General features: G+C 36.6%; 29 protein-coding genes and 1 tRNA gene. 19 read left to right on the top strand and 11 right to left on the bottom strand.

The window, feature by feature from the left end:
- The first annotated feature begins 10 nt into the window (after positions 1–10).
- Positions 11–286, top strand: a complete 276-nt coding sequence (locus J2S08_RS02180; RefSeq protein ID WP_307226226.1) for a hypothetical protein — start codon at positions 11–13, stop codon at positions 284–286.
- 36 nt (positions 287–322) lie between these two features.
- Here the strand turns inward: J2S08_RS02180 and J2S08_RS02175 are convergent, their stop codons facing one another.
- From J2S08_RS02175 to J2S08_RS02150, 6 genes are all read right to left on the bottom strand, one after another.
- Positions 323–748 carry a GNAT family N-acetyltransferase gene (locus J2S08_RS02175; RefSeq protein ID WP_307226224.1) on the bottom strand — a complete coding sequence of 142 codons (426 nt, stop codon included), beginning with the start codon at positions 746–748 and terminating at the stop codon, positions 323–325.
- Between the two features lie 3 nt (positions 749–751).
- The gene (locus J2S08_RS02170) at positions 752–1,264 is read right to left on the bottom strand and encodes a YjcG family protein (RefSeq protein ID WP_307226222.1); all 513 of its coding nucleotides are present in this window, start codon (positions 1,262–1,264) and stop codon (positions 752–754) included.
- Positions 1,265–1,391: 127 nt separating this feature from the next.
- On the bottom strand, positions 1,392–2,117 hold the full coding sequence (locus J2S08_RS02165) for an alpha/beta hydrolase (RefSeq protein WP_307226221.1): 726 nt from the start codon (positions 2,115–2,117) through the stop codon (positions 1,392–1,394).
- Positions 2,118–2,477: 360 nt separating this feature from the next.
- On the bottom strand, positions 2,478–2,741 hold the full coding sequence (locus J2S08_RS02160; protein ID WP_307226219.1) for a hypothetical protein: 264 nt from the start codon (positions 2,739–2,741) through the stop codon (positions 2,478–2,480).
- A gap of 482 nt (positions 2,742–3,223) precedes the next feature.
- Complete coding sequence (locus J2S08_RS02155; protein ID WP_307226217.1) at positions 3,224–3,547, bottom strand: CotD family spore coat protein; 324 nt, start codon at positions 3,545–3,547, stop codon at positions 3,224–3,226.
- Between the two features lie 363 nt (positions 3,548–3,910).
- Positions 3,911–4,045, bottom strand: coding sequence for a hypothetical protein (locus tag J2S08_RS02150; protein WP_307226215.1), 135 nt, complete (start codon positions 4,043–4,045; stop codon positions 3,911–3,913).
- A gap of 361 nt (positions 4,046–4,406) precedes the next feature.
- Here J2S08_RS02150 and J2S08_RS02145 point away from each other — a divergent pair, with 361 nt between their 5' ends.
- A complete protein-coding gene (locus J2S08_RS02145) occupies positions 4,407–4,628 on the top strand; it encodes a hypothetical protein (protein ID WP_307226213.1) in 222 nt (73 codons plus the stop codon).
- 506 nt (positions 4,629–5,134) lie between these two features.
- Here the strand turns inward: J2S08_RS02145 and J2S08_RS02140 are convergent.
- Positions 5,135–5,305 carry an aspartyl-phosphate phosphatase Spo0E family protein gene (locus tag J2S08_RS02140; protein WP_307226211.1) on the bottom strand — a complete coding sequence of 57 codons (171 nt, stop codon included), beginning with the start codon at positions 5,303–5,305 and terminating at the stop codon, positions 5,135–5,137.
- Between the two features lie 853 nt (positions 5,306–6,158).
- Between J2S08_RS02140 and J2S08_RS02135 the strand changes: the two genes are divergently transcribed.
- A complete protein-coding gene (locus tag J2S08_RS02135) occupies positions 6,159–6,701 on the top strand; it encodes a GNAT family N-acetyltransferase (RefSeq protein WP_307226209.1) in 543 nt (180 codons plus the stop codon).
- A 135-nt stretch (positions 6,702–6,836) separates the two neighbouring features.
- Here the strand turns inward: J2S08_RS02135 and J2S08_RS02130 are convergent, their stop codons facing one another.
- Both J2S08_RS02130 and J2S08_RS02125 read right to left on the bottom strand, forming a co-directional pair.
- Complete coding sequence (locus tag J2S08_RS02130) at positions 6,837–7,265, bottom strand: hypothetical protein (protein WP_307226208.1); 429 nt, start codon at positions 7,263–7,265, stop codon at positions 6,837–6,839.
- The gene (locus J2S08_RS02125) at positions 7,252–7,467 is read right to left on the bottom strand and encodes a helix-turn-helix transcriptional regulator (protein ID WP_307226206.1); all 216 of its coding nucleotides are present in this window, start codon (positions 7,465–7,467) and stop codon (positions 7,252–7,254) included. Before J2S08_RS02125 ends, J2S08_RS02130 begins: the two co-directional genes overlap by 14 nt.
- 634 nt (positions 7,468–8,101) lie before the next feature.
- Here J2S08_RS02125 and J2S08_RS02120 point away from each other — a divergent pair.
- The 3 genes from J2S08_RS02120 to J2S08_RS22355 all read left to right on the top strand — a co-directional run bounded on the left by J2S08_RS02120 (position 8,102) and on the right by J2S08_RS22355 (position 9,437).
- Complete coding sequence (locus J2S08_RS02120) at positions 8,102–8,410, top strand: RCC1-like domain-containing protein (RefSeq protein ID WP_307226584.1); 309 nt, start codon at positions 8,102–8,104, stop codon at positions 8,408–8,410.
- Positions 8,411–8,499: 89 nt separating this feature from the next.
- Complete coding sequence (locus J2S08_RS02115; RefSeq protein WP_307226204.1) at positions 8,500–8,976, top strand: hypothetical protein; 477 nt, start codon at positions 8,500–8,502, stop codon at positions 8,974–8,976.
- A gap of 341 nt (positions 8,977–9,317) precedes the next feature.
- Positions 9,318–9,437: a YolD-like family protein gene (locus J2S08_RS22355; protein WP_370875620.1), complete on the top strand. Its 120-nt coding sequence runs from the start codon at positions 9,318–9,320 to the stop codon at positions 9,435–9,437.
- 168 nt (positions 9,438–9,605) lie between these two features.
- On the opposite strand, the gene J2S08_RS02110 is transcribed toward J2S08_RS22355, so the two are convergent.
- Positions 9,606–9,678, bottom strand: a tRNA-Val gene (locus tag J2S08_RS02110).
- Positions 9,679–9,954: 276 nt separating this feature from the next.
- Here J2S08_RS02110 and J2S08_RS02105 point away from each other — a divergent pair.
- From J2S08_RS02105 to J2S08_RS02095, 3 genes are all read left to right on the top strand, one after another.
- Positions 9,955–10,362 carry a VOC family protein gene (locus J2S08_RS02105; RefSeq protein WP_307226203.1) on the top strand — a complete coding sequence of 136 codons (408 nt, stop codon included), beginning with the start codon at positions 9,955–9,957 and terminating at the stop codon, positions 10,360–10,362.
- A 307-nt stretch (positions 10,363–10,669) separates the two neighbouring features.
- Positions 10,670–10,816, top strand: coding sequence for a hypothetical protein (locus tag J2S08_RS02100; protein ID WP_307226201.1), 147 nt, complete (start codon positions 10,670–10,672; stop codon positions 10,814–10,816).
- A 762-nt stretch (positions 10,817–11,578) separates the two neighbouring features.
- A complete protein-coding gene (locus J2S08_RS02095) occupies positions 11,579–11,734 on the top strand; it encodes a DUF1540 domain-containing protein (protein WP_307226199.1) in 156 nt (51 codons plus the stop codon).
- Between the two features lie 249 nt (positions 11,735–11,983).
- Here the strand turns inward: J2S08_RS02095 and J2S08_RS02090 are convergent, their stop codons facing one another.
- Positions 11,984–12,355, bottom strand: a complete 372-nt coding sequence (locus tag J2S08_RS02090) for a response regulator (RefSeq protein ID WP_307226197.1) — start codon at positions 12,353–12,355, stop codon at positions 11,984–11,986.
- A gap of 573 nt (positions 12,356–12,928) precedes the next feature.
- Between J2S08_RS02090 and J2S08_RS02085 the strand changes: the two genes are divergently transcribed.
- The 10 genes from J2S08_RS02085 (at position 12,929) to leuD (ending at position 25,007) form a co-directional block, all read left to right on the top strand.
- On the top strand, positions 12,929–13,186 hold the full coding sequence (locus tag J2S08_RS02085; protein WP_307226195.1) for a hypothetical protein: 258 nt from the start codon (positions 12,929–12,931) through the stop codon (positions 13,184–13,186).
- Between the two features lie 451 nt (positions 13,187–13,637).
- Positions 13,638–14,540, top strand: coding sequence for a branched-chain-amino-acid transaminase (gene ilvE / locus J2S08_RS02080; RefSeq protein WP_307226193.1), 903 nt, complete (start codon positions 13,638–13,640; stop codon positions 14,538–14,540).
- 26 nt (positions 14,541–14,566) lie between these two features.
- Positions 14,567–16,234: a dihydroxy-acid dehydratase gene (gene ilvD, locus J2S08_RS02075; RefSeq protein ID WP_307226191.1), complete on the top strand. Its 1,668-nt coding sequence runs from the start codon at positions 14,567–14,569 to the stop codon at positions 16,232–16,234.
- Between the two features lie 493 nt (positions 16,235–16,727).
- Positions 16,728–18,449, top strand: a complete 1,722-nt coding sequence (gene ilvB, locus J2S08_RS02070) for an acetolactate synthase large subunit (RefSeq protein ID WP_307226189.1) — start codon at positions 16,728–16,730, stop codon at positions 18,447–18,449.
- Positions 18,446–18,970 carry an acetolactate synthase small subunit gene (gene ilvN, locus J2S08_RS02065; protein WP_307226187.1) on the top strand — a complete coding sequence of 175 codons (525 nt, stop codon included), beginning with the start codon at positions 18,446–18,448 and terminating at the stop codon, positions 18,968–18,970. Before ilvB ends, ilvN begins: the two co-directional genes overlap by 4 nt.
- 79 nt (positions 18,971–19,049) lie before the next feature.
- On the top strand, positions 19,050–20,075 hold the full coding sequence (ilvC, locus tag J2S08_RS02060) for a ketol-acid reductoisomerase (protein WP_307226185.1): 1,026 nt from the start codon (positions 19,050–19,052) through the stop codon (positions 20,073–20,075).
- Positions 20,062–21,606 carry a 2-isopropylmalate synthase gene (locus J2S08_RS02055; RefSeq protein WP_307226183.1) on the top strand — a complete coding sequence of 515 codons (1,545 nt, stop codon included), beginning with the start codon at positions 20,062–20,064 and terminating at the stop codon, positions 21,604–21,606. The genes ilvC and J2S08_RS02055 overlap by 14 nt, the downstream gene beginning before the upstream one ends.
- Before the next feature lie 249 nt (positions 21,607–21,855).
- Entirely contained in the window at positions 21,856–22,968 is a 1,113-nt protein-coding gene (leuB, locus tag J2S08_RS02050) for a 3-isopropylmalate dehydrogenase (RefSeq protein WP_307226181.1), read from the top strand.
- Between the two features lie 33 nt (positions 22,969–23,001).
- Positions 23,002–24,423: a 3-isopropylmalate dehydratase large subunit gene (gene leuC / locus J2S08_RS02045; protein WP_307226180.1), complete on the top strand. Its 1,422-nt coding sequence runs from the start codon at positions 23,002–23,004 to the stop codon at positions 24,421–24,423.
- Between the two features lie 2 nt (positions 24,424–24,425).
- Complete coding sequence (leuD, locus tag J2S08_RS02040; RefSeq protein WP_307226178.1) at positions 24,426–25,007, top strand: 3-isopropylmalate dehydratase small subunit; 582 nt, start codon at positions 24,426–24,428, stop codon at positions 25,005–25,007.
- Positions 25,008–25,028: the final 21 nt, after the last annotated feature.

The raw sequence follows: 25,028 nt of genomic DNA, 5'->3' as shown, positions 1-25,028 counted from the left end.
AGGGGTGAAAATGGGATATATTGCACCAATTCCACAATATCAATACAGTCAATATCGTGAGCGGTCTATACCTGACAGACATGACCCGATTCCACTAACCCCCGTTCAAAAAGCCGCCCTCACAACAACAACTTTTCAGGATACATTAAAAGGTAAAATAACTGTAATGAAAAGGCAAAAGAAAAAAAGAAGCACGGCCAAATCTTCTTTGAAAAAAAACCAGTATGATTTATTTGAAGCTGCTGAGATTACTGGGAAAGGGACAAATATTCAAAAGTTTATCTAATTAATTAGAAAATCCTTGCAAAAGCAAGGATTTTCTTTAGTCTAAAAATTTTTTCATTGATTTATGTGGAATGCCTGCATCGTAAAACTCTTCAGAATCTTCCTGATAGCCAAGTTTTTTGTAGAACGGAATTGCATGCGTCTGTGCATGAAGAACGATACTTGAAACTTCAATCGTTTTCGCATAGTCTTCAATGGCTTTCATGATATGATTTCCTGCACCAAGGCCGCGATATCTAGGAAGAATGCAAACTCGCTCAATTTTTCCATTGTTGTTGATTATTCTAAATCTGCCTGCGCCAGCAGGGTTTTCATTCACATAAAGTACAAAATGAGCCGATTCATTTTCATATTCATCCATTTCTATCTCAACCGGCACGTGCTGTTCTTCAATAAAGACTTTTTTTCGAATGGAGAAGGCATCTTTTAGCTGCTGTTCTGTCGAAACTTTTGTAACATTCACGTTCTACTGATCCTTTCCTAATCGAAATGTTTCATATACTGTCCATGAACTATTTTCAAGCTGATAAAGAAGGTGGAATCGATCAATTACCTCTTCATGATCAACACCAAGCATTCGAAGCTGTCCGTACACATCTGAATGTTCATCATTAGAGAGTTTTTGTGCTATTGTAATATGTGGGACAAATGCATATTCGGGCTCTTCGCCAGGTAGTGCCTCGTATAAATCATGATATAAGCCTTCTAGCTCTTTTGGAGTTTCGGTTTTAAAATAAATGGTATTGCTTACGGGTTGAAAGGAGCTTACTTTGAACACCTTTAATGTAAAAGGGTCATATTTCATTGCTATTTCTTTTAACTGTTTTGTAAATGCTCCCCCCTCTTGATTAGAATGAAAAGCATCTCTTATCGTCAGATGCGGAGGGATGAGAGAATAATGGGGATCATAGCGTTTTCGATATGAGTTCGCTACGTCTTGAAGTTTTTTTGATGGAAAAATGGCAACACCATATTTCATTGATCACTACCTCCTTTTAAATAAAACAGTGATGGGATTGTAAAGGGTACAGACATCTATTTAATTATAACAAATTCTAGCAAAATTATATATGGTGCGGGAGAATCTTTTATATTTCTTTGAATCTTCATGAAAACATTTTTTTAAGTGCTCTCTTTAAATCAGATTGCCAATACTTCCAAGTATGATCTCCTTCAAATTCTTCATAAAAATAAGGAAAACCTTTTCTCTTAATCAGTGCTTGGAGTGTTCTATTCGGTGTTAAAAAATCTTTTATATCGCCGCTTGTTGTTTTAACCTCTGTTTCTTTGTTGCCAATTACGTGGTAAATATCCAACAAATGCGGTTCGGGATGCTGACTAATTTCAGCAAGCACTTTTTCATTAACAAATGGACTTTGCATGATGACTTTACCAAAAGTATGTGGGTATTTTACAGCAGTCATTAAGGAGACAGTTGCAGCCATCGAATCGCCAATTAATGCTCGTCCATTGCCTACTTGATAAGTTGGATACATCTGATCTAGATACGGGACAAGCTCATGCGCAAGAAAACGAATATATGCTTCATTTTGCTCTCCATTCGGATGATATTTACTTGTGCGATCTTCCACATTTTTATAAGGAATCCCAACAATAATGACATTTTCAATTTCTTGATTATGCAGTAATTCATCGGCAAAGCGAGTAATGCGTCCCAGTTGAAAATAGTCTTTCCCATCTTGAGTAATTAAAAGTGAATACTTGTATAAAGTGGAAAATGTTGCAGGCAAATAAATGAATATATGAATAATATCCTCTAATTCTTTGCTTTCAAACTTGATTTCATTGATTGTTCCCCTTGAAATAGCCATGATCATTCTCCTTATATTGTGCTTTGAGGCAGGTTTTTCGAGAAAAAATGTGCAGCCTCTTCAATGATTTTATCATAAAGAATCATGCTGTTGTTACCCTGATGGAACGGTACTTTTATAATGGATTCATACTTAAGAAAGCTCCGATTTTTGCTCGTTGAGTGGTATAAAATAACCTATAAAAGTGATATTGCTTAAAGATATTTTTCAATCGCAAAACGTTGCGCAGTAGATGACCGCAATATTCTATAGTTCCTTTTTTATAAGTTATTATATTGTGTAGGGAAACATTTGTTAATAACATCGAACTATAATTATGTAAAGAAGATAGGGGCACTGCCCTTATCTTCTTCTAAGAATTCATTCCCAATAGTACTCGTGATGGTGATGAGGATGCTTATGATGTACATGGTGTATATGGTGAGGACTGTATCCTTGATGTTGCAATTGAAGTTGTGTTTGATGTCCATAATCATGTCCATGATGATAATGATGATGCCCATGATGGTGCCCATGGTGATGGTGCCCATGATGGTGGTGATGTGGATATGCGTGCCCATGATAGCCAGTATGGTATGGACCATAATGCATATCACGATATCCAGGAAAATATGGGTTTGGCATTTGCCCACCTTCTTTCTCATTTTGTATTCTGTATAGCCTATGTCAATATAAAAAATATGAAACCTTATATGATAAAAATAGGTAAATGCCTCAATTTTTCGAAAAAAAAAAGACGCCCCTTTGGACGTCTAAGATAACCATATTCCCTTCCCCTGAAAAGCATTTTTTTTATTACACAACGTGATGAAACATTTGTTTAGAAATGCGTTTTTTCTCACCACTAACAAAATAAAGAACTTTATTAAATGAAGATCATAAAATACTAGAAGATATTTGTTATAGTCAGTGGTGCCTTGCGAGAACCCTCTCCTAGTTAAGTTTAAAAGATTGAAAAGAACCCAGACCACTGTTTACACTTGCCCGGGAATTCCTTAAGTTACTGGTTAGCAAGAATAATCCAAAAATACTTCAAAATGCATCTAGGCGGCGTTTTTATACCACCTTAACGATTAAGAATAGAGTACTATAAATTTTAAAACAAATTACCAATATTTTTTTGGTTTACATACGTGATGTTTCTTTGGCGGACAGCAGCAATAATGCTCTTGTGATACTGAATTAACTACAGACTGTGTGTGAGGATAAGAATGCATGTGTTTATAGGTAGTATGATTAATTTGTGTTGTGTGACTTGGATGCACAACTGGAATGACTACGTCTTGCCCTACAAATTCTGTGATCTGTTTTACTGGCTGATATTGTGCTGGCAACGTTTTGGTAGGTAATTGTTGTGCTGGTTTCGCTTGTGGATAACCGCATATGCATTCTTTTGGACCCTTCTTACAGTGACAAGTTTTATGATACATGACAGAACCTCCTTTAAAAGAGTATATTTAATACTATGAAAGACAACCGTCTAATGGTTGGACAACAACCTAATAATTTGAAAATAGGCTGTATTACACGAAATTTTGAATAAATAAACGTGAGTAAATTGTTGTCAAGATATGGATCGAAATGGGAACAGAGCGTGAATTGGTTAGGGGCTGTCTGATCAGATTATTAGAGGACTAATATATTAATGATAGGCAAACTAGCGTATACGTTCCAAGATGTGTGGCACATGAAGGCAATCATTTAATATTTGTTTTTTCTAAACAAAAAAATAGCCACTTAAAAAGTGGATAAATGTTTTATATACAAAATCACTATTTATTTAAAAAATGTTCTTAATATTCGCACATCCAACCAGCTGGTGTCCAATAACAAATAGGACCATTTGGAGTAATGACAGACGCTGCAGAAGCAGATGTCGCTCCGAAAAGTGCTAAAGCAAATAAAAGAGCACCTATTTTCTTTTTCATCATATCACCTCCTTATATTTATTATATAATAAATGAATTGGTAAATGCAATATTTTATTTCAATTTTTAGAATTTAAATAATAGTTAATAATTTAACTCCTACCTTAAAATAAGAAGACAGTTATGTTTTTAATGCTTTTTCTTTTTTAGACAAAAATGAAACGTTAATAAACGATAGCATCCTTCTGGAGTGCTTTTCCTATACTTTGTCATGAGAAGGATATAACTATCATGATTTCGAGTGAACATAGGAAAGAAACAGTCTTTTTTGATAAAAATGATAGAGAAAGGAGTGATAAGTTAAAGGGTGCTAGGTATAATGATGTTGTGGTAACATGTAAAATTTGAGGTGGGATAAGCTATGGATTGGGATTTCATATTTTTTATTTATATATTTCCTATCTTATTAACATGGTATTCGATAAAAAAATTACATGAATCACTTGGTACAAAGACAGGAATAGTGGAAGTAATCATTGCGCTGTTACCAATTGTGAATGTCCTTGCTTTGATTATTATCATAAAATCATTGTTTGATGAGTTCATTATGCGCATTATTAAAAAAGTCTTTCAAATAAAATGATAAAAATAGATCATAATAACTTCATAATTTAAATTGCCAGCTTCATTGTTTGAAGATCAAAATGTGATGAGGTCATTGCTAAGATCAAAGAAGGTGGTGTAAGTGACATAATTGAAAATGACAATGGCTCTCTTACGTATAAGATGTCTAAATCTGTATATAATACAATGATGAAATAAAGACGTCCCATCAAGGGAGAAATAGATCCCCGTTGTCCAAACCTCAGAGGCGTCTATTTCTTTTTCTCTTGAGATAGCGATCAGTACGCCGAAAGCAATTATAAGTGGCTTCAAATACCGGCATAAGCATCACCCCCTTTGAAGAGGATGAGCCAAATCACCCTTGAGTGATCCGATTAATTGTGGAATATTATACCATGACACTCTCATCATTTGAGGTGTTTTTTTGTTTTAATGAAAGGAAGGTAAATCATTAACGACAGTATCATAAGTTTTTTACAATGCTTTCATCTATGTGGAAAGTGCAGATCCTGTATTAAATATGAATTATGATATTGTATTTTTCAATCGTTCGTATTCATTTAGTAATTCATCTAGCTTTTGGCTTGTGTCAACGACTTCTGGATCGTATAGGGATTTTACTTTTCCAAGCTCATTAAGCTGCTTTCTTAATTTTTCAATTTTTCGACTTAAGTCTTCAAGTTTGTTATTTGACATATTTTTTCCTCCAAATTTTTTTCTTAGTTTCTATAACAGAGGAAGAAAATATGCATTGATTAATAAAAACACTGCACTACATTTTATTTGCAAAATAAAAGAATGGATAGGGTTTCAGATAAGATCTGATTACTATCCATTTCTGTTTGCAATTACAACAACATTTTTATTCTGTAGATCGTCTATGAACTAAAAAGCCGACTGATTTTTTAATAAAATCAATCGGCTATGTAAGAAATTTTATTGAGTTTTTGAGGAACACTCTGTGGCATACAGAAATTTATTGGGTTTCGTTGTTACAAAGACTTTCTTCACTTGTATATTGAACTATAGAAAAAGAGATTCATTGACTAATCTAATCAAATATGGGGGCTGTATAGCCCCTTTAAAAGAAGGTGAGGAAAATAAGTGCCCAAAGGGAATTAATATGGGCATGCTGTTGCTCTAGGCGAAGAACTACCAGAGCATGACGCTGATGCGTCAGTTGGAACAAATAAGACCACGAAGCCTAAAATTAAAAAAACACTTAGTAACTTTTTCATACTACACACCGCCTTTCAGAATGTTCTAAAGATAGAATAACAACTAATAAAAATAAATGATAGATAAGAAAAAAACAAAAATTCTGACGTAATTCGGGTAAAAACGACAAAAAAGGAAGATAAATTATTAATAGTATCCCAAGAGGGGAACCAATTCCATAGGTGCTTAAATAACAGAAATATAAAGATGATTCTAAAGAATCGTCAAATAATCTAGAACATTCTGTTACAATTGAATCAACGGAATTGAGTTTTCAAGAGATACAATTAAGATATTAGTACTATCTCATATAATGTAGGGAGGATTTCTTATGATATATGATAATCAAAATAAAACAATTATCACTAAAAGGCTAGTACTAAGACTGTTTCAAAAATCTGATGCAGTAGCTGCTACTAAACTTTGTAATAATTATAATATTTATAAAAATACATTGTACTTGCCTTATCCATACTCTATAGAGGATGCTTTATCGTGGATTGAACATCATCTTGATAATTTTAATGCTAATAAATTATATGAATTTGCTATAACAGATAAGGAAAGAGGAGAATTATATGGAGCTATAGCGCTATCTAACAACCAAAAGTTTAATAATGGTGAAATGGCCTATTGGATAGGTGAAGAATTTTGGGGAAATGGATATGCTACAGAGGCAGCGCAAGCTATATTACAATTTGCATTTGATGAAAAGCAATACCATAAAGTATTTGCTCGTTGCTTTAATTCAAATCCAGCTTCAGGAAGGGTTTTGCAAAAATTAGGAATGAAAAAAGAAGGGATATTAATTGACCATGTAAGGAAAGAAAATCGATATGAAGATCTGGTGTATTATGGAATTATAACTCAATAGGATTATAGATCATACTATCTGCTGCCGTTAATATATAAGAAATAAAAAAATCGTATCAAAAAAAGATGACTCAAATGCGATCTTCAGAGATCAAAACGGAAAAAGTGTGGAAAGAGGGTTAAAAAATACCCTCCTCTACATTTTTTTAGTATACATCAAGAATTGAAAGCCACAGTAAACTTGGCATATAAAAAATAGCCCTATGAGACTAAAAAAAGATACCTTATTCATATAACCAAACATTGCTAGTGCTAAGAGACCAAAAGAAAATAGAATAGTCATCAAGTCAAATGTTTTAGATTTCGCATTTTGTATAATTGTGATATTTCGTTCGTCATTTTCCTTGATATGTTGTTCTTTTGTCTTATATTTTTCGTGCATGATCGTAGAACCGCCCATAACAAATAATAAACCCCCGCAAAACCCAACTGCTATTGGAACTAAATCCATTCTAATAAATGGAATTTTTAAAACCTCTGCACCAACAAATCCCAAAAAAATCCCTGATAGTAAAAGTAAGAAACCCACAATTACTAAAGACCACTCTAAATTATTTTTTTTCATTATTTGTTTCCTCCTCATAGATAAAAATTTCTTCAATACTCATTTTAAAATATCGTGCAATCTTAAATGCCAAAATAATAGATGGGTTATATCTTCCATTTTCGAGTGAACCAATTGTTTGTCTGGTTACCTCTAAAGCTGTGGCCAGTTCTTCCTGACTTATTCTATGTTTTTTACGTATTTCTTCCAGTCTGTTTTTCATCTCATATTTCCTTCCTCGTAATGGAAAGTCTGCTTTCCATAATTATAGAGGCATTTCGTTTTTTTGTAAAGCTGACTTTCCATTTTGCATTTATAAAAATTGCAGGTTTAATACTACATACCTGTAAATGATATAGTAAATATTATTTAGCTATCGAGGGCATTTCACACGATCATTCGAATACCCTAAAAAATAGCCTTTCTTTAGGCTATTCAATCCACCCAGACACCCACAATGCACCAGAATCATGGCCGTTTGCTTGCTGGGTTCTGAAATCTACTATATATTCAGTTTCTCTATTTTGTTTACGCAAGACGATCTTGGCAATATCATCTTGCTCAAGTACACATTTTAGCGGGATAGTGTAGTTTTCTAAAAAAGATTGGTCATTTAAAACAAAGTTCGATTATTTAAAATAAAGATTGATCTTTGCCGACAATCTGTTATTTCTTACATTAAGTTCTTTATTATTGAGAATGGAGACGGGTTATTTTATTTTGATGCAATTGACATCAATGATGACGGAGAATTATTATCACCTGAACCAGAGAACCCAGAGAACCCAACTCCTAACCCACAAAACCCAGCAACATGTCCTAATGACCGTGAAACGGATGGAAAAGCCAGGTTGTTTGTGGCCAATAATTCAATCTATAAATTAGTTGAAGGTGAAGTATATTCTTGGGGAGAGAATAGTTATGGGCAGCTAGGACTAGGAGATACAAAAAAGAGGTCCATTTCTTCTAAAGAAAAAGTGAATTTACCTGAAAAGATAATTGATTTAGTTGTAGGTAAGAATTTTGTGGTTGCATTAGGTGAGAGTGGTAAAGTCATTTTCCCCTTCTGCCTTTTTATCCAAATAAGGGTAAAAAGGCAATATTATATATTTTTTTATACAAGTTACTTTATGCAATATTTTAGTTTAATTTGTAAAAATAATTGAATAAAAAGTAGTGAGTATTTATACTTATGTTATCATAAATTACAAGGAAATGGTCATATTGATAAAAAAGGACACAAAAAGGGGAAAAAATGAGAACTGGAATTAGAATACGTTTTGAAAAGGATGTTAATCCTTTATTAATAAAAGCTTTTAATCATTTTTCTAAATGGCTACGAAGAAATTATGAGTTTCCTATAAGAGTTAAAGTCTATGTGAAATCGAATTATTATATCGTAAATAGATACAGTAAAGAAGAAGTAAGCGCTACTTTTTTTGCACCATATAAAAAGACAAACAAACCCTATATGCGAATTGCCACAGGTGATTTTAATGATTTAGAAAAAAAGCATGGAAAAGAAGATGCTATTCTGATGACGTTAAAGAGTTTGGCACATGAAATTCAACATTATTACCAATGGATAGATGAGACTGAATTTGATGAAGAGGAAGCAGATAATGGTGCTTACGAGATAATAAGTGATTATTATAATGATTCTTTTTCAGAGTTTTGGGATTCTATAAAGGAAGATAAGTTAGATACGACCGCTAAAGACTGTGAGTATTAATATTGATTATGTCCAGGTTGTAGAGTTAAATTTAAAAAAGTCCTTCTTACGAGAGAAGGGCTTTTTTTAAAAACCTCTATTAGATTTATCCCATATCTAACTAGCTATTCAAGACCCCTACCTTGGGGAGTAAGAGGAATCAGAAGCGCTAGGCAAAGGATAACGGAAAGTCAAATATCGGATTGGTTCAGGCAAACAGGATAAGGAAAGCTTCTTGAATTAGCACCGCACGAAGAAAAAAGTGTGCTTCTTTTTCGAGGACGCTTGCGATCTTAACCTTTGTTTTACTGTTTATGAGTAGGGAATGAGAGAAGACCCCCCACTTTTTTGAAGTTGGCTTTATAAGTGGCCGTATTCATTATTTGGATCAGATTAAACAAGAAATAAGGTTGAAAGATCAGGATGATAAAGTTCAGTACATAAAGTTTGAAGATATACTTACAGTTGAAATAGTGGATTAAAAATTTTTAAGAGTGGAGAGATTTTACGATAATATCAACAAAAGATATTAAAAATCATTAAGTAATTATTTTCTGCCGTCAAAATGTCGGCAGGATGATTGTTTATAAAAAATATATAGCGACTCCTAAATCAATAGGAATCGCTATATATCAATGTTTTAAATGGTATGATTCTGACTGGGCTCGAACCAGCGACCTCCACCCTGTCAAGGTGGCGCTCTCCCAGCTGAGCTACAGAATCATTATGTAAGCATTACTGGAACATATTATAATATACATGTAATTGTTCAATCTGTCAATGATTTTTTTGTTTTTTCTTTTTTAAAATTAAAGATCTATTTGTATCTTAATTCCACGTTTAAAAAACGCACTTATTTTTAAACATATTAATGAAGTGAATTTACAATAAAAAAGTATTAATAGTGGAAAATATTGTTTTTTATTGATACCAAATTGACAATTTTTATGTTGATGATTACAGTAAAAAAAGTATAAAAACTGTGAAGGGACTGTTTAAATGAAACAGATTGTTCCGTATTTATTATTTGATGGACAGGCTGAAGAAGCGTTGCAATTTTATAAAGATACTTTTCATGGGGAAATATTAGCATTTCAAAAGTTTGGAGAAGCAGATTATCCGACACCGAAAGAAGCGAAAAATCGAGTGATGCACGCACGTCTGAGATCTGGAGATTTCATTATTTATATGTCTGATACGTTTCCAGACCAACCTTATAAACAAGGAAATGCAATCTCTTTAGCAATTGAGTTAGAGAATGATGAGGAAATGAAGGAAATATACAATAAATTAAAAAATAACGGTCAGGTATTCATGGAAATGCAAAAGACATTTTGGGGAGCAACCTATGCAAAAGTGCAGGATAAGTTTGGTATTGTTTGGGACTTGAATTGTCAGTCATCCTAATTTTATATATCGCTTTTTTTAAGGCTGATCATAACACTATGTTTGCAATCCTATTTAAGATTTATTATTATTTATCTTCTTAAAAAATTGAAAATAGCCCCATATTTTTCAATAGGAGGAGGGATCGCCCTCCTCTTTCAATTAACCACTTCCATTTACTGAACAAAATGAATCTCAATCTCATTCTAAAAACTAAACGCGTTTTTATTTTTTCGTCTTTATCTTTAAAACATTCACTTTGCTAGGCTATAGCACAAATCCCAATAGATAAGAATAAGATACATATGGGAAAAAGTGAGGTGAAAACATGGAAAATGAATTCGCTGTTGGGGAACGTACTGCGCTCATTGGTTCTCTTTTCTCGTTGGGAGGATCTATTCTTTTCCTAATTGGTTCAGTAACATTACTTGTTGCAGCCTATGAAAAATATAAGGCAGTGTTGACTAAACAATGATGTCTAATATTTTGATTTTTCTTACAACTTCCTGATTTTTAGATGGAAAATCATATCTAGATTCTAGGATGTTCACATGTCTAAATCATTGTATATCCAACCAAAACAGAGACATATCTAAGTTAAGCTGCGTTTTTATCCGGATTCAGTAAAGGAGTCTTATGAAGGATTATAGCATTCACTTACTTCATTTCTTGACCTGTAAGGATGGTATTGCAAGTAGATCGGGATTTATAAATCCTAAGCCTCTAACACCGTATTCTTCATTCACATAAAGAGGTCAAACATCGACTTTTTTTGCTCTAAGTAAAATATTTCGTGGGAAGGGCAATAAAAATCGATGACTCTATGAACGATGTTATTTTGTGAATTTCTAGGAAAGCTATTGTATTTTCTTTGTTTCAACTAAAAAGATGGTCGAACTCTTGTGATTCAAAAGCTTTGTATCGATTCGCTTACACATAAGAAAATGGAATTTCATTTCAAGATAATCGACATATCATTGAACAAAAAATTGATCTCATGTGGATTTCTCCACCTCTATACAATATGCCACCTTCTAAATGAATAGTTGAGAGGAAAGTTGCATCAAATATTCAATGAAAAAGTGAAAAAATACCTTTCTAAAAAGAAAAATTTTAGAGATTACTTATGTTTGTAGCTGTAATTATTGGTGTTTTTTTTTTCAGAAATGGACACTTCTTTCTAGGTTAATCCACATATTTTTGGGGCACTCTTCAAGTATAGGGGAGGTGAAGAGTGATGGCAAAGGACGTACTTTGTGAGGTCAATAATTGTACGTATTGGGAACATGGAAATCAATGTGGGGCAGAACAAATTTATGTTATAAGCCATGTAGGAAAGCAAGCATCGACTTCAAAGGAGACAGATTGTAAAACATTTAAACCAAATGACTAAATAAACTGGAGTCACTCCTTAGAGTGACTCCAAAGTTGAAGACACAATAAAAAATTGGCCATGTTTCAATCCTCCTTTCTTTTTTTACATTTAGTAAGACGTTGTTTATCGTTATTTTGGTTTGAAAACACAATCAATATATACGAATAGTGCAATTAATTTTTGAAACAATGATCGAAGGAGAAAAAGATGAATCCTGTTTAAGACTTCCAGCCTTTTTTCTCAACTATGTATATTGCAGTTAAAAAATTACTTTGTTATAACATTGTTCAAAACTGATATGAATTGATCAAAATATGGCTTTACAATAAAGTCTTTTGCTCCAATTTTTAATGCTTTTTCAATCAAATATTTTTGACCTAATGAAGAGCACATGACTACTTTAGCTTGTGGATCTAATTGGATGATTTTTCGAAGCGTTTCAATGCCATCCATTTTCGGAAGGGTAATGTCAAGTATAACAAGATCAGGCTGGCAACGTTCATAAATAGCAATAGCCTCTTCACCACTGCTTGCTTCAGCCATGACCTCAAAATCACTATCGATTAGAAGTCTTTTCAGATAACTTCTCATAAAAGCTGAATCATCCACAACTAATAATTGTATCTTACTTTTGTCCACGTTACTCCTCCTTCCTCCTTTGCGACCAGGAAATAAGACTCACTGGTAAATGGTAGCATAAACCTAGTTTTAAATAAAGATTTTCTTCTTATTGTCGGTTTGCCTGTGTCAGCGAGGTGTATCATCTGATTTTTCTGATAGAAAAAATGTACGCAGCATCAAAACAAGGTCTTGATCAACCAAATTTGTTCTAAATGTGACACGAAGGACGGCAGTTAATCTTTTCACATTCGAGAATGGACTTATCTTGTTTATGAACCCAACCATGACAGAGATATAGCGCTAGTATCAACATCTTGACTGAAGGTCTAAGACAGCTAGCCTTCATGTAAATATACAAAAATCGTAGGAATGAAGGGAGTAGCCTAAGGAATAGAAAAGAAATCGCTGATTGTAAAGGAATACGCAGTCAAGTATGTTCTGTTTTAGGAAGCTCCGACTTTTAAGGGAAGCATAAGTGGGAGTAGTTCACTGAAGTGTCACAAAACGTTTAACTAAAAGTGGCACTATACATCATTAAGTGAGTTATATTAGTGTATATAGGACTTATTAATTTACTAAGGGGAGAAAAATATGTACATGTTGTATGGGGTATTGGCAATTGGCGTTTGTGTGCTTGCCCTATTGTTAACGTTAATTGTTGGAAAGGATGTAAACAAAAAGATTAAACATTATGAGATTAAAGGGGATCTTCTTGAAGATGAACTTGCAAGGTCAACTGAATATGAGACAAGTTCTATTAAGAGAAATGTTCGCAACCTTAACAACATTTATATTGTTATTTATTTAGTCGTGATCTTTGTATCACTTGGTTTTGTATTTTTTGGGTAAACTGCAGCAATTATTCCACGTTTAAAAACGCTTCACTCTTTTTTACAACAGATTTTTTCTCATTTCGAAAATCAGTGGGGGAAGTCCCCCACCTTGTCTTTTCCATGGCGATGTATCCTCCAAGAAATAAAGGGAATACCATTTTTATCCTTTATGATGCATAAATAAACAAAAAAATAGCAGCTTTCACCATTTGTTCATAAATAATTCAAAAATAATGAAGGTGCGTGAAAGGTTGATCTTTAGAACAATGTAAGCGGTTGCAAATAAATCTAACAAATCGAAATTATCTAAAACTTATGAAAAAGATATTGACCTCTAGCCAAAAGGGTCGTATGATAGTCTTCAATTAATTATTTTTTCAACTAACATACCATCAAATTTACAAAATTTTATTAGAAAAAGTGAAAGAGAAGAAACTGAAAATTGAATAAAGAAAGGAGTGAACATTGTGAGCGAGCAATGGATCTTTATGCACGACAGATTCGTTAAAAAAGCAGAAGCAGTAGTTTCTGTTTATGATCACGGGTTTTTATATGGCGATGGGGTGTTCGAGGGGATTCGAATGTACAGCGGGAATGTGTTTCGTTTGAGTGAACATCTTGATCGGCTTTATGATTCAGCAAAATCCATTATGTTGGAGATTCCCTACAGCAAAGAGGAATTGACAAAAATTGTCGTAAATACACTGAAGAAGAATGAATATCAAGATGCTTATATTCGCTTAGTTGTTTCTCGTGGTGTCGGCAATTTAGGGTTAGATCCAAGTACTTGCAAAAACCCTCAAGTCATTGTTATCGCAGAACAGCTGTCTATTTTCCCAAAAGCGCTTTATGAAACTGGGATTGAGATTGTTTCAGTCGCTAGCCGCAGGAACCGCTCAGATGTTTTGTCTCCTAAAGTAAAGTCTTTAAATTACTTGAATAATATTTTAGTGAAAATAGAGGCGCATCTAGCAAGTGTCAATGAAGCGCTAATGCTCAATGATCAAGGATATGTAGCAGAGGGATCGGCAGATAATATCTTTATTGTAAAGAATAATGTGCTTAAAACACCGCCTGGGTATGTGGGAGCTTTAGAAGGAATCACACGCAACGCTATTATCGATCTTGCTAAGAAAAAAGGTTTTGACATTAGAGAAGATGTATTTACACGACATGATGTTTATACAGCAGATGAAGTTTTCTTGACAGGAACTGCTGCGGAAGTAATCGCAGTAGTGAAAGTAGACGGCAGAACAATTGGAAATGGTATGCCAGGAACATACACAAAACAGTTGCTAGAAGATTTTAGAAAGCTTGTCACTGCAGACGGTGTAAAAGTTTACGGAAATAATGGCGCTCAAGCTGTTTAACAGGATTTTGAAGGAGAGATACAACAATGCGCAGTGACATGATCAAAAAAGGAATAGATCGAGCACCACATAGAAGTTTGCTTTATGCAACTGGTGTTAAAATGAAAGATTTAGATAAGCCATTTATCGGGGTTTGCAATTCTTATATTGATATTATCCCGGGCCATGTTCATTTGAAAAAATTTGCTGAAGTTGTAAAAGAAGCAATTTGGGAAGCAGGCGGCGTTCCGTTCGAATTTAATACAATTGGTGTTGATGATGGTATTGCAATGGGACATATCGGTATGAGGTACTCGCTGCCAAGTCGTGAATTGATTGCTGATGCTGCGGAAACAGTGATTAATGCTCATTGGTTCGATGGTGTTTTCTATATCCCGAATTGTGATAAAATTACACCTGGCATGCTTATGGCAGCTGCAAGGACAAATGTCCCTTCCGTATTCGTTTCTGGCGGACCAATGGAAGGTGGAACGTCAAGTACTGGCAAGCCATTATCACTGGCATCGGTCTTTGAAGGAGTCGGCGCCCACCAGTCAGGGAAAATGTCAGCGGAGGAATTATTGGATATTGAAACAAATGCATGTCCTACATGCGGCTCATGCTCGGGAATGTTCACTGCAAACTCAATGAACTCGTTAATGGAAATGCTAGGAATGGCACTTCCTGGGAATGGTACGATTGTTGCAACCTCTAAAGAACGCCATCAGCTCATAAAAGATGCAGTAAAATATTTGCTAGAGATGATTAAAAAGGATATAAAGCCAAGAGATATTATTACGAAAGAAGCGATCGACGATGCATTCGCCCTAGATATGGCGATGGGCGGATCAACAAATACAGTTCTTCATACACTTGCTATTGCACATGAAGCAGAAATAGATTATGATTTAAAACAAATTAATGAAGTTGCGAAGCGTGTTCCATATCTTGCAAAAATCAGCCCTGCTTCGGAATATACGATGCAAGATGTTCACAATGCAGGCGGTGTTAGTGCAATTATTAAAGAGCTTTGTTCCATTGAGGGTGCGATTCATAAAGACCGTATTACGATAACTGGGAAGTCAATGTACGAAACAGTAAAGGATTACGATATCAAAAATGATACAGTCATTCGCCGCAAAGACAATCCTTACAGTCCTGTAGGGGGGTTATCGATTCTTCATGGCAATATTGCACCAGATGGTGCTGTCATTAAAGTTGGAGCAGTGGATCCTTCAATTAAAACATTTACTGGGGAAGCCATTGTCTTCGAATCTCAAGAAGCTGCACAACAAGGCATTAACAATGGCGACGTAAAAAGCGGTCATGTTGTCGTCATTCGTTATGAAGGTCCGAAAGGTGGACCGGGTATGCCTGAAATGTTAGCACCAACAGCTGCAATTGCTGGACGCGGACTATCAACTGAGGTTGCTTTAATAACAGATGGACGTTTCTCAGGAGCGTCTCGCGGCATCTCAATTGGGCATATTTCACCTGAAGCTGCTGAAGGCGGCCCTATCGCATTAATCGAAAACGGAGATAAAATTGCAATTGATTTGCAAGAGCGGACAATTAATGTACTCTTATCAGACAAAGAATTAAAGCAGCGTCAAGAGAATTGGGTTCAGCCAGAACCCAAAATAACAAAAGGATATTTAGCAAGATATGCAAAACTAGTTACCTCTGCAAGTACAGGCGGAGTCATGAAAATATAATATAATAACACGTTGACGGGGTAAAAGTGTTAGGGATTGGTATTTACAGAGAGCCGGTGATGCTGAGAACCGGTAATGCCTCCTAATGCGACATCGCCTCTGAGTGTCGGTCTGAACGTTAAACCAGTAGGATCGATCGAGTATATCCAGGTACTCGTTATCAAAAAAGAACAGGTTTCTTAGCTGTTCATAAGGAGATATTTGCGAAAATATCTTAAAAACAGGGTGGTACCGTGAAAAGTGGTTTTGTAAAGTCTTTTCACCCCTGCGCTAACCAAAGTGTTAGGCGTAGTGGGTGAAAAGGCTTTTTTATATGCATTGAATTGTTAATGGGATTGTTCAAAAATACGAGAGAATTCAATCCGCAGCTCGCCTATCATTAAAAAATAAACAATTCTGATTTAATGGTTTTTTTTGACTATATTTATAGACTTTAAGTTAATAAGACACTGAAGCATTACTGTAGCATCATTATTCATTTGGAGGGAGTTTTATGAGGTTGAAAGTAGAGCCAGAAGCTGAACCGATGGCGAAAAAAGCAATGAATGGCGCGGATATTTTTATCCAAGCATTAAAAAATGAAAAGGTAGAAGTCATTTTTGGATACCCAGGCGGGGCGGTCTTGCCGATTTATGATGCGCTTTATAAAAATCCGATTGACCACGTGCTAGCCCGCCACGAACAAGGTGCAATACATGCTGCGGAAGGATATGCGCGCATTTCTGGAAAACCTGGGGTAGTCATTGCAACATCAGGGCCTGGTGCTACCAATCTTGTCACTGGGATTGCAGATGCGATGATGGATTCGATGCCGCTTGTTATTTTCACTGGACAGGTTGGCCGAGGTGTAATTGGAACAGATGCATTTCAGGAGGCAGACGTCGTCGGGATTACGATGCCTATTACAAAACACAATTATCAAGTGAGAGATGTGAAAGAACTGCCAAGGATTATAAAGGAAGCCTTTCATATTGCAACAACCGGGCGGCCGGGTCCTGTTCTCGTTGATATTCCTAAAGATATTGCTTCAGAAGATGCAGTTGTTTCTTTTCAAACAAAGATCAATTTACCAGGATATCAACCAACATTAGCACCAAATGTGCTGCAAATAAGAAAGCTAATCGAAGCAATTCGGACTGCAAAAAAACCAGTGCTGTTAGCGGGATCTGGCATTATTCACGCAAAATGTTCTGAAGAATTGTTTACATTTGCAAAAAATATGAAAATTCCTGTTGTTAATACACTGCTAGGGTTAGGCGGGTTTCCTGCTAACGATCCGCTGTTTCTTGGAATGGGTGGTATGCATGGAACTTATACCGCTAATATGGCAATGTATGAAAGTGACTTGCTTATCTGTATTGGCGCCCGTTTTGATGACCGTTTAACAGGGAATATTGATCATTTTGCGCCGAATGCTACTGTTGCACATATTGATATTGATCCAGCAGAAATCGGAAAGAATATCACAACACAAATACCAATTGTTGCCGATGCGAGAGAAGCTCTTCTCAGCCTTTTGGCTGGAAAGGGAGAACCAGCTCAGTCTGAGGAATGGCTAAAAGCTTTAGCAGCATACAAAGTGGAATATCCACTTTGGTATAACGAATCAAACAACGAAGCAATTTCCCCGCAAAAACTAGTAAAAATGATTTATGAAATGACAAATGGGGATGCGATCGTGACAACAGATGTCGGACAGCATCAAATGTGGACAGCTCAATTTTATGAGCTTAATGAACCAAATAGATGGGTAACGTCGGGTGGTCTAGGAACAATGGGTTTTGGTTTTCCGGCAGCAATTGGGGCACAAATTGCCGCACCGGAGAAAACAGTTGTCTCAATTGTTGGTGATGCAGGGTTTCAAATGACATTTCAAGAGTTAATGCTGCTGGTGGAGCTAAAGTTGCCAGTGAAAATAGTCATTATGAACAATGCCGCACTTGGAATGGTAAGACAGTGGCAAGAAACATTTTATGAAGAACGCTATTCTCAATCGCTTATTCCAATGCAGCCTGACTTTGTAAAACTCGCTGAATCATTTGGAATTCGAGGCTACCAAGTACAATCTGAAGCAGAGGCTGAAAAGATACTAAGAGAAACAATGAAAGATCGGCAGCCAGTGTTGATCGATTGTCGTATTAGTCCAAGAGAAAATGTCTATCCAATGATTGCACCAGGGAAAGGACAACATGAAATGATAGGGGTGAAACCATGAAGCGGAGAATCGTAACGGCAACAGTTCATAACTCAAGTGGCGTTTTAAATCGGATTACTGGTTTATTTACAAAACGACAATTCAATATTGAAAGTATTACAGTTGGGCAAACAGAAACAGAAGGCATTTCTAAGATGACTTTTGTCGTTAGTGTGGAAGATGATCGCAAGCTTGAGCAGCTTATTAAACAACTCAATAAGCAAATCGATGTACTCAAGGTAACTGATATTACTGATCAAGCAATTGTAGCTCGTGAACTTGCTTTAATTAAGGTGATGAGCAATGCGCAAACGAGAAGTGAAATAAAAGGTATTGTCGAACCATTTCGGGCTTCCTTGATTGATATTTCAAAAGACAGCGTGACTGTACAAGTGACAGGAAATTCTGAAAAAATAGAAGCGATCATTGATCTTCTTCGACCTTATGGCATTAAGGAATTAGCTCGAACAGGGATTACCGCCTTTACTAGAGGCACGCAAAAATCAGTTGCAGATATGAAGCAATATTACCTGCTGCAATAAATTTAGCAAATTGGAAAAGATGTGTTCACGCACATTTTATATATAAAATTTTTATACAAATTGAGAGGATGAATGAGAAATGGCAAAAGTTTATTATAACGGGGATATTAATGAAGAGGTTTTACGTAGTCAAAAGATTGCGATTATTGGATATGGCTCACAAGGGCACGCACATGCACAAAACTTGCGCGATAGTGGATTTGAAGTGATAGTAGGACTAAGAAAAGGAAAATCATGGGATCAAGCAGTAGAAGATGGATTTTCTGTAAAATCTGTTCAAGAAGCAGCTGCTGAAGCAGATTTAATCATGATTCTACTTCCGGATGAATTGCAGCCACACGTTTATAACCAAGAAATTAAGCCAGAATTAAAAGCTGGCAAGTCGCTTGCTTTTGCACATGGTTTTAATATTCACTTCAGCCAAGTGACACCACCTGCAGACGTAGATGTATTTCTTGTTGCTCCAAAAGGGCCTGGCCATCTAGTCCGCCGTACTTATGAAGAAGGTGCTGGTGTACCTGCATTATTCGGCATTTACCAAGATGCGTCTGGCAAAGCGAAAGATATTGCATTAGCATATGCAAAAGGTATTGGCGCTGCACGTGCAGGCGTTCTTGAAACGTCCTTTAAAGAGGAAACTGAAACAGATTTATTTGGAGAACAAGCAGTTCTTTGTGGTGGATTAACCGCGTTGGTGAAAGCAGGATTTGAAACATTAACAGAAGCAGGCTATCAACCAGAAGTTGCCTATTTTGAATGTTTGCATGAATTAAAATTAATCGTTGACCTTATGTACGAAGGCGGCTTAGAAGGTATGAGATATTCAATTTCTGATACTGCTCAATGGGGAGACTTCGTTTCTGGACCACGTGTTGTTAATGACGAAACAAAAGCACGAATGAAGGAAATATTAAAAGACATTCAAACAGGCAAGTTTGCAAAAGGCTGGATTCTTGAAAACCAAGCAAATCGTCCAGAATTCAATGCAATCAATGAAGCAGAAAAAGCTCATTCTATTGAAGTTGTAGGAAGAGAGCTTCGCAATATGATGCCATTTGTTAAAAAACAATCCAAAAAGGAAGTGGCAGTCGGTGCGAAAAATTGACATTTTTGACACAACGCTAAGAGATGGAGAACAATCAGCAGGAGTAAACTTGAATACGATAGAAAAAATCGAAATCGCCAAGCAGCTTGAAAAGCTTGGCGTCGATATTATTGAAGCAGGCTTTCCGGCTGCATCTCGAGGAGATCTCGAATCTGTTAAGAAAATTGCCAATATCATTAAAAATTGTTCTGTTACTGGGCTTGCTCGAGCAAATCAGAAAGATATTGATGCTGCTTGGGAAGCATTAAAAGATTCTGAAAGCCCACGCATTCATATTTTTCTCGCAACATCGCAAATTCACATGCAATACAAATTAAAAATGACACCTGATGAGGTAATCGAGCGTGCTGTAAGTGCAGTCAAATATGCTAAGGATCGCTTTACACATATTCAATGGTCAGCAGAAGATGCTTTTCGCTCTGATCGTGTCTTTCTTGCCAAAATTGTGACAGAAGTGATAAAAGCAGGAGCAACAGTTATTAATTTGCCAGATACGGTTGGCTATAGCAGCCCTCATGAGTACGGCGAACTTTTTAAATATATAAAGGATAACGTACCAAATGTCGATCGCGTAAAGCTTTCAGCACATACGCATGATGACTTGGGGATGGCAACAGCCAACACACTTGCAGCGATTGAAAATGGTGCCGATCAAATTGAAGGTACGATTAATGGTATTGGTGAACGCGCTGGAAATTCTGCGATTGAAGAGACAGCGGTAGCTCTTCATATTAGACAAGATTTTTATCAAGCTCAAACTCAATTGAAGCTGAATGAGTTCAAACGTACTAGCAATCTCGTAAGTAAGCTGACAGGGATGCCGGTGCCTGGAAATAAAGCAATCATTGGTGCCAATGCTTTTGCCCATGAATCAGGCATTCATCAAGATGGTGTGCTAAAAGAAAAATCAACTTATGAGATTATTACGCCAGAGTTAATTGGTGTAAACTCTAATAATCTTGTTATTGGAAAGCATTCCGGCCGACATGCCTTCAAAAATAAAGCACTTGAACTTGGCTTTGAACTCGATGATGCAAAGCTAAAAGAAGTGTTTGTTGTCTTTAAAGATTTGGCAGATAAGAAAAAAGAAGTTACCGATGAAGACTTGTTTGCCCTATTGACTGACAAACAAACAGAAGCTGCTGATGTTCCTAAATACGAATTAAAGAGCATTCAAGTTCAATATGGAACAGAAAATATTCCGACGGCGACGATTTCTGTGATTCTTCCAAACGGTGTTCACATTGATGAAGCTGCTACTGGATCTGGAAGTGTGGAAGCAATCTATAATACGCTTGAAAAAATTGTCGCTGAACCAGTGAAGTTGTTAGATTACAAACTTCATTCAGTTGGGGGCGGACGTGATGCGCTAGCGGATGTTTATGTAAAAATCACTTGCCGCGACAGGGAATCAAGCGGCAGAGGAACTGCACAAGATGTTCTAGAAGCTTCAGCTCGTGCTTACTTAAATGCAGTTAATAGACTGTTGTTTTACGAAAGTCAGGCGTTAAAGCAGAAGGTATCATCGTAAATAATGTATTCGAAAAGTACTGAAGAGTTCAAGAAAGAAGATAGTTAAGACATACTTATGGCGTTGTTCGAGGATAGGTAGGTTTACCGAGGACGCGAGTACCTTTAGCAGAAGAACATCACGATAAATACAATCGCAAAACAAGGCAGAACATATGGAACAACGTCTATAAACTAAAGAGTGCCGGATAAAAAAATCCCGGCACTCGTATTCAACGAATTAAAAAATGGAACGTTGGAGGGACCGAATATGAAAAAGAAAATTACAGTGTTGCCTGGCGACGGAATCGGTCGTGAAATTGCCTATGGCGCCATGGATGTTCTCCAAGCGATCGGGCAGCGATTTGGACATGAATTTGAAATGGAGACAGCGGAAATTGGGGGGGCTGCGATTGATCAAGAAGGAACGCCGCTTCCCGAAGCAACTGTTGCATTATGTAAACAAAGTGATGCTGTTTTACTTGGTGCAGTTGGCGGCCCAAAGTGGGATCATCATCCTTCAGGGGTTCGGCCAGAGCAAGGATTGCTTGGAATTAGAAAAGCATTAGGTTTGTTTGCAAATTTACGGCCGATAACTGCTTATGAAAGTTTAATCGATGCTTCGCCATTGAAAAAAGAGCTAGTAAACAGCGTTGACTTTATGATCGTGAGAGAATTGACTGGCGGACTTTATTTTGGAAAACCAAGTGAAAGGCGTGGGGAAAATCAGGAGATTGTTGTTGACACGCTATATTATGAGCGCCATGAGATTGAAAGAATCGTAGAAAAGGCATTTGAAATTGCAATGGCTCGCCGAAAAAAGCTCACTTCAGTCGATAAAGCAAATGTATTAGAATCTAGCCGTATGTGGAGAGAAATTGTCAAGGAGAAAGCAGCTCTTTATCCAGAGGTAAAGGTAGAGCACATACTCGTTGATGCAGCTGCAATGAAAATCATTCATCAACCGAAAGATTTTGATGTGATCGTAACTGAAAATTTATTTGGAGATATTTTAAGCGATGAAGCCTCGATGATTACAGGGTCGCTTGGAATGCTGCCTTCAGCTAGTCTTCGGGCCGATGGCTTCGGTTTATACGAGCCGATTCATGGCTCGGCTCCAGATATAGCAGGGCAAGATAAAGCCAATCCTCTAGCGATGATTTTATCGGCGGCAATGATGCTAAAATACTCGTTTGGACTTGACGCGGAAGCAAGGATAGTGGAACAGGCAGTAAATGAAGTATTGAATGCCGGCTACCGTACACAAGATATACAATCTGACCAAGGAAATACGGTGGTAGGAACGAAAATGATGACGCGTCTAGTTGTCGATCGGTTAGAAGAAAACCATGCAACCTCAGGTATTCTCACTTGCTATCTTTAAGGACATGGAACATCAGTAAGGAGGACGTCATTAATGAAACCAAAAACAATCATTGAGAAAATATGGGAACGGCATGTTGTACACCAAGAAGAAGGAAAACCCGATCTACTTTATATCGATCTACATTTAGTTCATGAAGTCACTTCGCCGCAGGCTTTTGAAGGTTTACGGATGGCAAACCGGAAAGTAAGAAGAACAGACTTAACATTTGCAACAATGGATCATAACGTCCCAACGGTGAATCCTCATATCATTAAGGATCATATTGCCAAACAACAAATAGAAACACTGCAAGAAAACTGCCGAGAATTTGGGGTGAAGGTTGCAGATATTCATCACCCTGATCAGGGGATTGTCCATGTTATTGGACCTGAGCTAGGCATAACACAGCCAGGAAAAACAATCGTTTGCGGTGATAGTCATACTTCTACTCACGGAGCTTTTGGTGCATTGGCATTTGGAATTGGAACGAGTGAAGTAGAGCATGTTCTCGCAACACAGACTTTATGGCAAGCAAAACCAAAAACGATGCAAATAAAAGTGAATGGGAAGCTAGGTTTTGGTGTAACAGCGAAGGATTTAATTTTAGGAATTATCTCAAAATTCGGTATAGGTGCTGGAACAGGCTATGTTATTGAATATACTGGAGAAGCGATTCGCAACCTTTCTATGGAGGAGCGGATGACAGTTTGCAATATGTCTATTGAAGCGGGAGCAAGGGCTGGCTTAATTAGTCCTGATGAGAAAACAGTTGCTTATTTGAAAAACCGTAAATATGGTCCGACACTAGAAGAATTTGACAAAGCAAAAGCATATTGGCTATCTTTGGCAACCGATGAAGGTGCTTTCTATGATCAAACGTTAGAAATAGACGCATCAGAAATAGAACCGCAAGTAACGTGGGGAACGAACCCTTCTATGGGACTTGGCGTCAGTTGTAAAGTGCCATCACCGGATGATTTTGTGAAGGAATCCGACCGGGAAGCTGTCAAGCGAGCGCTCAATTACATGGCTTTGGAAGCAGGAACAAAGATAGAAGATATCCCAATCGATTATGTGTTCATCGGTTCTTGTACAAATTCACGGTTGAGCGATTTAAGGGGTGCGGCAGAAGTTGTCAAAGGACGTAAAGTAGAGAAAGGTGTAACAGCAATTGTCGTCCCAGGTTCTCAAACAGTAAAAAAAGCTGCTGAAGAAGAGGGACTTGATCAAGTATTTCTAGAAGCTGGCTTTGAATGGAGAGAATCCGGCTGCAGTATGTGCTTGGCGATGAATGATGATATTGTTCCATCAGGAAAAAGATGTGCATCGACATCGAATAGAAATTTTGAAGGACGGCAAGGCAATGGATCACGAACGCATCTTGTTAGTCCGCAAATGGCTGCTGCCGCAGCAGTGACAGGCAAATTTACAGATGTCAGAAAATTAGTAGAAAATGAAGCGTTGGAGGTATAAAAATGGAACCGATTCGAAAGCTGACAGGCATTGTTTGTCCTCTTAATCGTGTAAATATCGATACAGACCAAATTATTCCTAAACAGTTTCTAAAAAGAATTGAACGCCAAGGCTTCGGTCAATTTTTATTTTACCATTGGCGTTTTGATGATCAAGGAACTATACGGAAAGACTTTATATTGAATCTGCCTCAATATAAGGAAGCTTCGATATTGGTAGCTGGCGATAATTTTGGCTGTGGTTCATCTCGAGAGCATGCACCGTGGGCATTGCAAGATTATGGTTTTAAAGTGATTATAGCTCCAAGCTTTGCTGATATTTTTTATAACAATTGTTCAAAAAACGGTCTTTTGGCAATTAAACTTCCTGAAAAAGATGTCCAGGATATCATTCATAAGGCAGAAAGAGAGAACTATCAGCTTTCTGTTGATCTCGAAAAGCAAGTGGTATCAGACAACACTGGATTTGAGGCAGCGTTTCCCATTGATGCGTATCGAAAAGAAATGCTTCTAAATGGCTGGGATGAGATTGCGGTCACTTTAAATTATGTAGATAAAATTACTGCATATGAAGAACAGCACTAACGAAAGTGCGGCTAAAAAGAG

This window comes from Bacillus chungangensis, assembly GCF_030812995.1.
Taxonomy (GTDB): domain Bacteria; phylum Bacillota; class Bacilli; order Bacillales; family Bacillaceae_C; genus Bacillus_CF; species Bacillus_CF chungangensis.
This window is presented reverse-complemented; position numbering and strand designations above follow the sequence as displayed.

What these genes read in the sequence shown, in the direction of transcription:
- J2S08_RS02180 (WP_307226226.1), top strand. Translation starts at nt 11, where the DNA reads ATGGGATATATTGCACCAATTCCACAATATCAATACAGTCAATATCGT.
- J2S08_RS02170 (WP_307226222.1), bottom strand. Translation starts at nt 1,264, where the DNA reads ATGAAATATGGTGTTGCCATTTTTCCATCAAAAAAACTTCAAGACGTA.
- J2S08_RS02165 (WP_307226221.1), bottom strand. Translation starts at nt 2,117, where the DNA reads ATGGCTATTTCAAGGGGAACAATCAATGAAATCAAGTTTGAAAGCAAA.
- J2S08_RS02160 (WP_307226219.1), bottom strand. Translation starts at nt 2,741, where the DNA reads ATGCCAAACCCATATTTTCCTGGATATCGTGATATGCATTATGGTCCA.
- J2S08_RS02155 (WP_307226217.1), bottom strand. Translation starts at nt 3,547, where the DNA reads ATGTATCATAAAACTTGTCACTGTAAGAAGGGTCCAAAAGAATGCATA.
- J2S08_RS02150 (WP_307226215.1), bottom strand. Translation starts at nt 4,045, where the DNA reads ATGAAAAAGAAAATAGGTGCTCTTTTATTTGCTTTAGCACTTTTCGGA.
- J2S08_RS02145 (WP_307226213.1), top strand. Translation starts at nt 4,407, where the DNA reads ATGGATTGGGATTTCATATTTTTTATTTATATATTTCCTATCTTATTA.
- J2S08_RS02140 (WP_307226211.1), bottom strand. Translation starts at nt 5,305, where the DNA reads ATGTCAAATAACAAACTTGAAGACTTAAGTCGAAAAATTGAAAAATTA.
- J2S08_RS02135 (WP_307226209.1), top strand. Translation starts at nt 6,159, where the DNA reads ATGATATATGATAATCAAAATAAAACAATTATCACTAAAAGGCTAGTA.
- J2S08_RS02130 (WP_307226208.1), bottom strand. Translation starts at nt 7,265, where the DNA reads ATGAAAAAAAATAATTTAGAGTGGTCTTTAGTAATTGTGGGTTTCTTA.
- J2S08_RS02125 (WP_307226206.1), bottom strand. Translation starts at nt 7,467, where the DNA reads ATGAAAAACAGACTGGAAGAAATACGTAAAAAACATAGAATAAGTCAG.
- J2S08_RS02115 (WP_307226204.1), top strand. Translation starts at nt 8,500, where the DNA reads ATGAGAACTGGAATTAGAATACGTTTTGAAAAGGATGTTAATCCTTTA.
- J2S08_RS02105 (WP_307226203.1), top strand. Translation starts at nt 9,955, where the DNA reads ATGAAACAGATTGTTCCGTATTTATTATTTGATGGACAGGCTGAAGAA.
- J2S08_RS02100 (WP_307226201.1), top strand. Translation starts at nt 10,670, where the DNA reads ATGGAAAATGAATTCGCTGTTGGGGAACGTACTGCGCTCATTGGTTCT.
- J2S08_RS02095 (WP_307226199.1), top strand. Translation starts at nt 11,579, where the DNA reads ATGGCAAAGGACGTACTTTGTGAGGTCAATAATTGTACGTATTGGGAA.
- J2S08_RS02085 (WP_307226195.1), top strand. Translation starts at nt 12,929, where the DNA reads ATGTACATGTTGTATGGGGTATTGGCAATTGGCGTTTGTGTGCTTGCC.
- ilvD (WP_307226191.1), top strand. Translation starts at nt 14,567, where the DNA reads ATGCGCAGTGACATGATCAAAAAAGGAATAGATCGAGCACCACATAGA.
- ilvB (WP_307226189.1), top strand. Translation starts at nt 16,728, where the DNA reads ATGAGGTTGAAAGTAGAGCCAGAAGCTGAACCGATGGCGAAAAAAGCA.
- ilvN (WP_307226187.1), top strand. Translation starts at nt 18,446, where the DNA reads ATGAAGCGGAGAATCGTAACGGCAACAGTTCATAACTCAAGTGGCGTT.
- ilvC (WP_307226185.1), top strand. Translation starts at nt 19,050, where the DNA reads ATGGCAAAAGTTTATTATAACGGGGATATTAATGAAGAGGTTTTACGT.
- leuB (WP_307226181.1), top strand. Translation starts at nt 21,856, where the DNA reads ATGAAAAAGAAAATTACAGTGTTGCCTGGCGACGGAATCGGTCGTGAA.
- leuC (WP_307226180.1), top strand. Translation starts at nt 23,002, where the DNA reads ATGAAACCAAAAACAATCATTGAGAAAATATGGGAACGGCATGTTGTA.
- leuD (WP_307226178.1), top strand. Translation starts at nt 24,426, where the DNA reads ATGGAACCGATTCGAAAGCTGACAGGCATTGTTTGTCCTCTTAATCGT.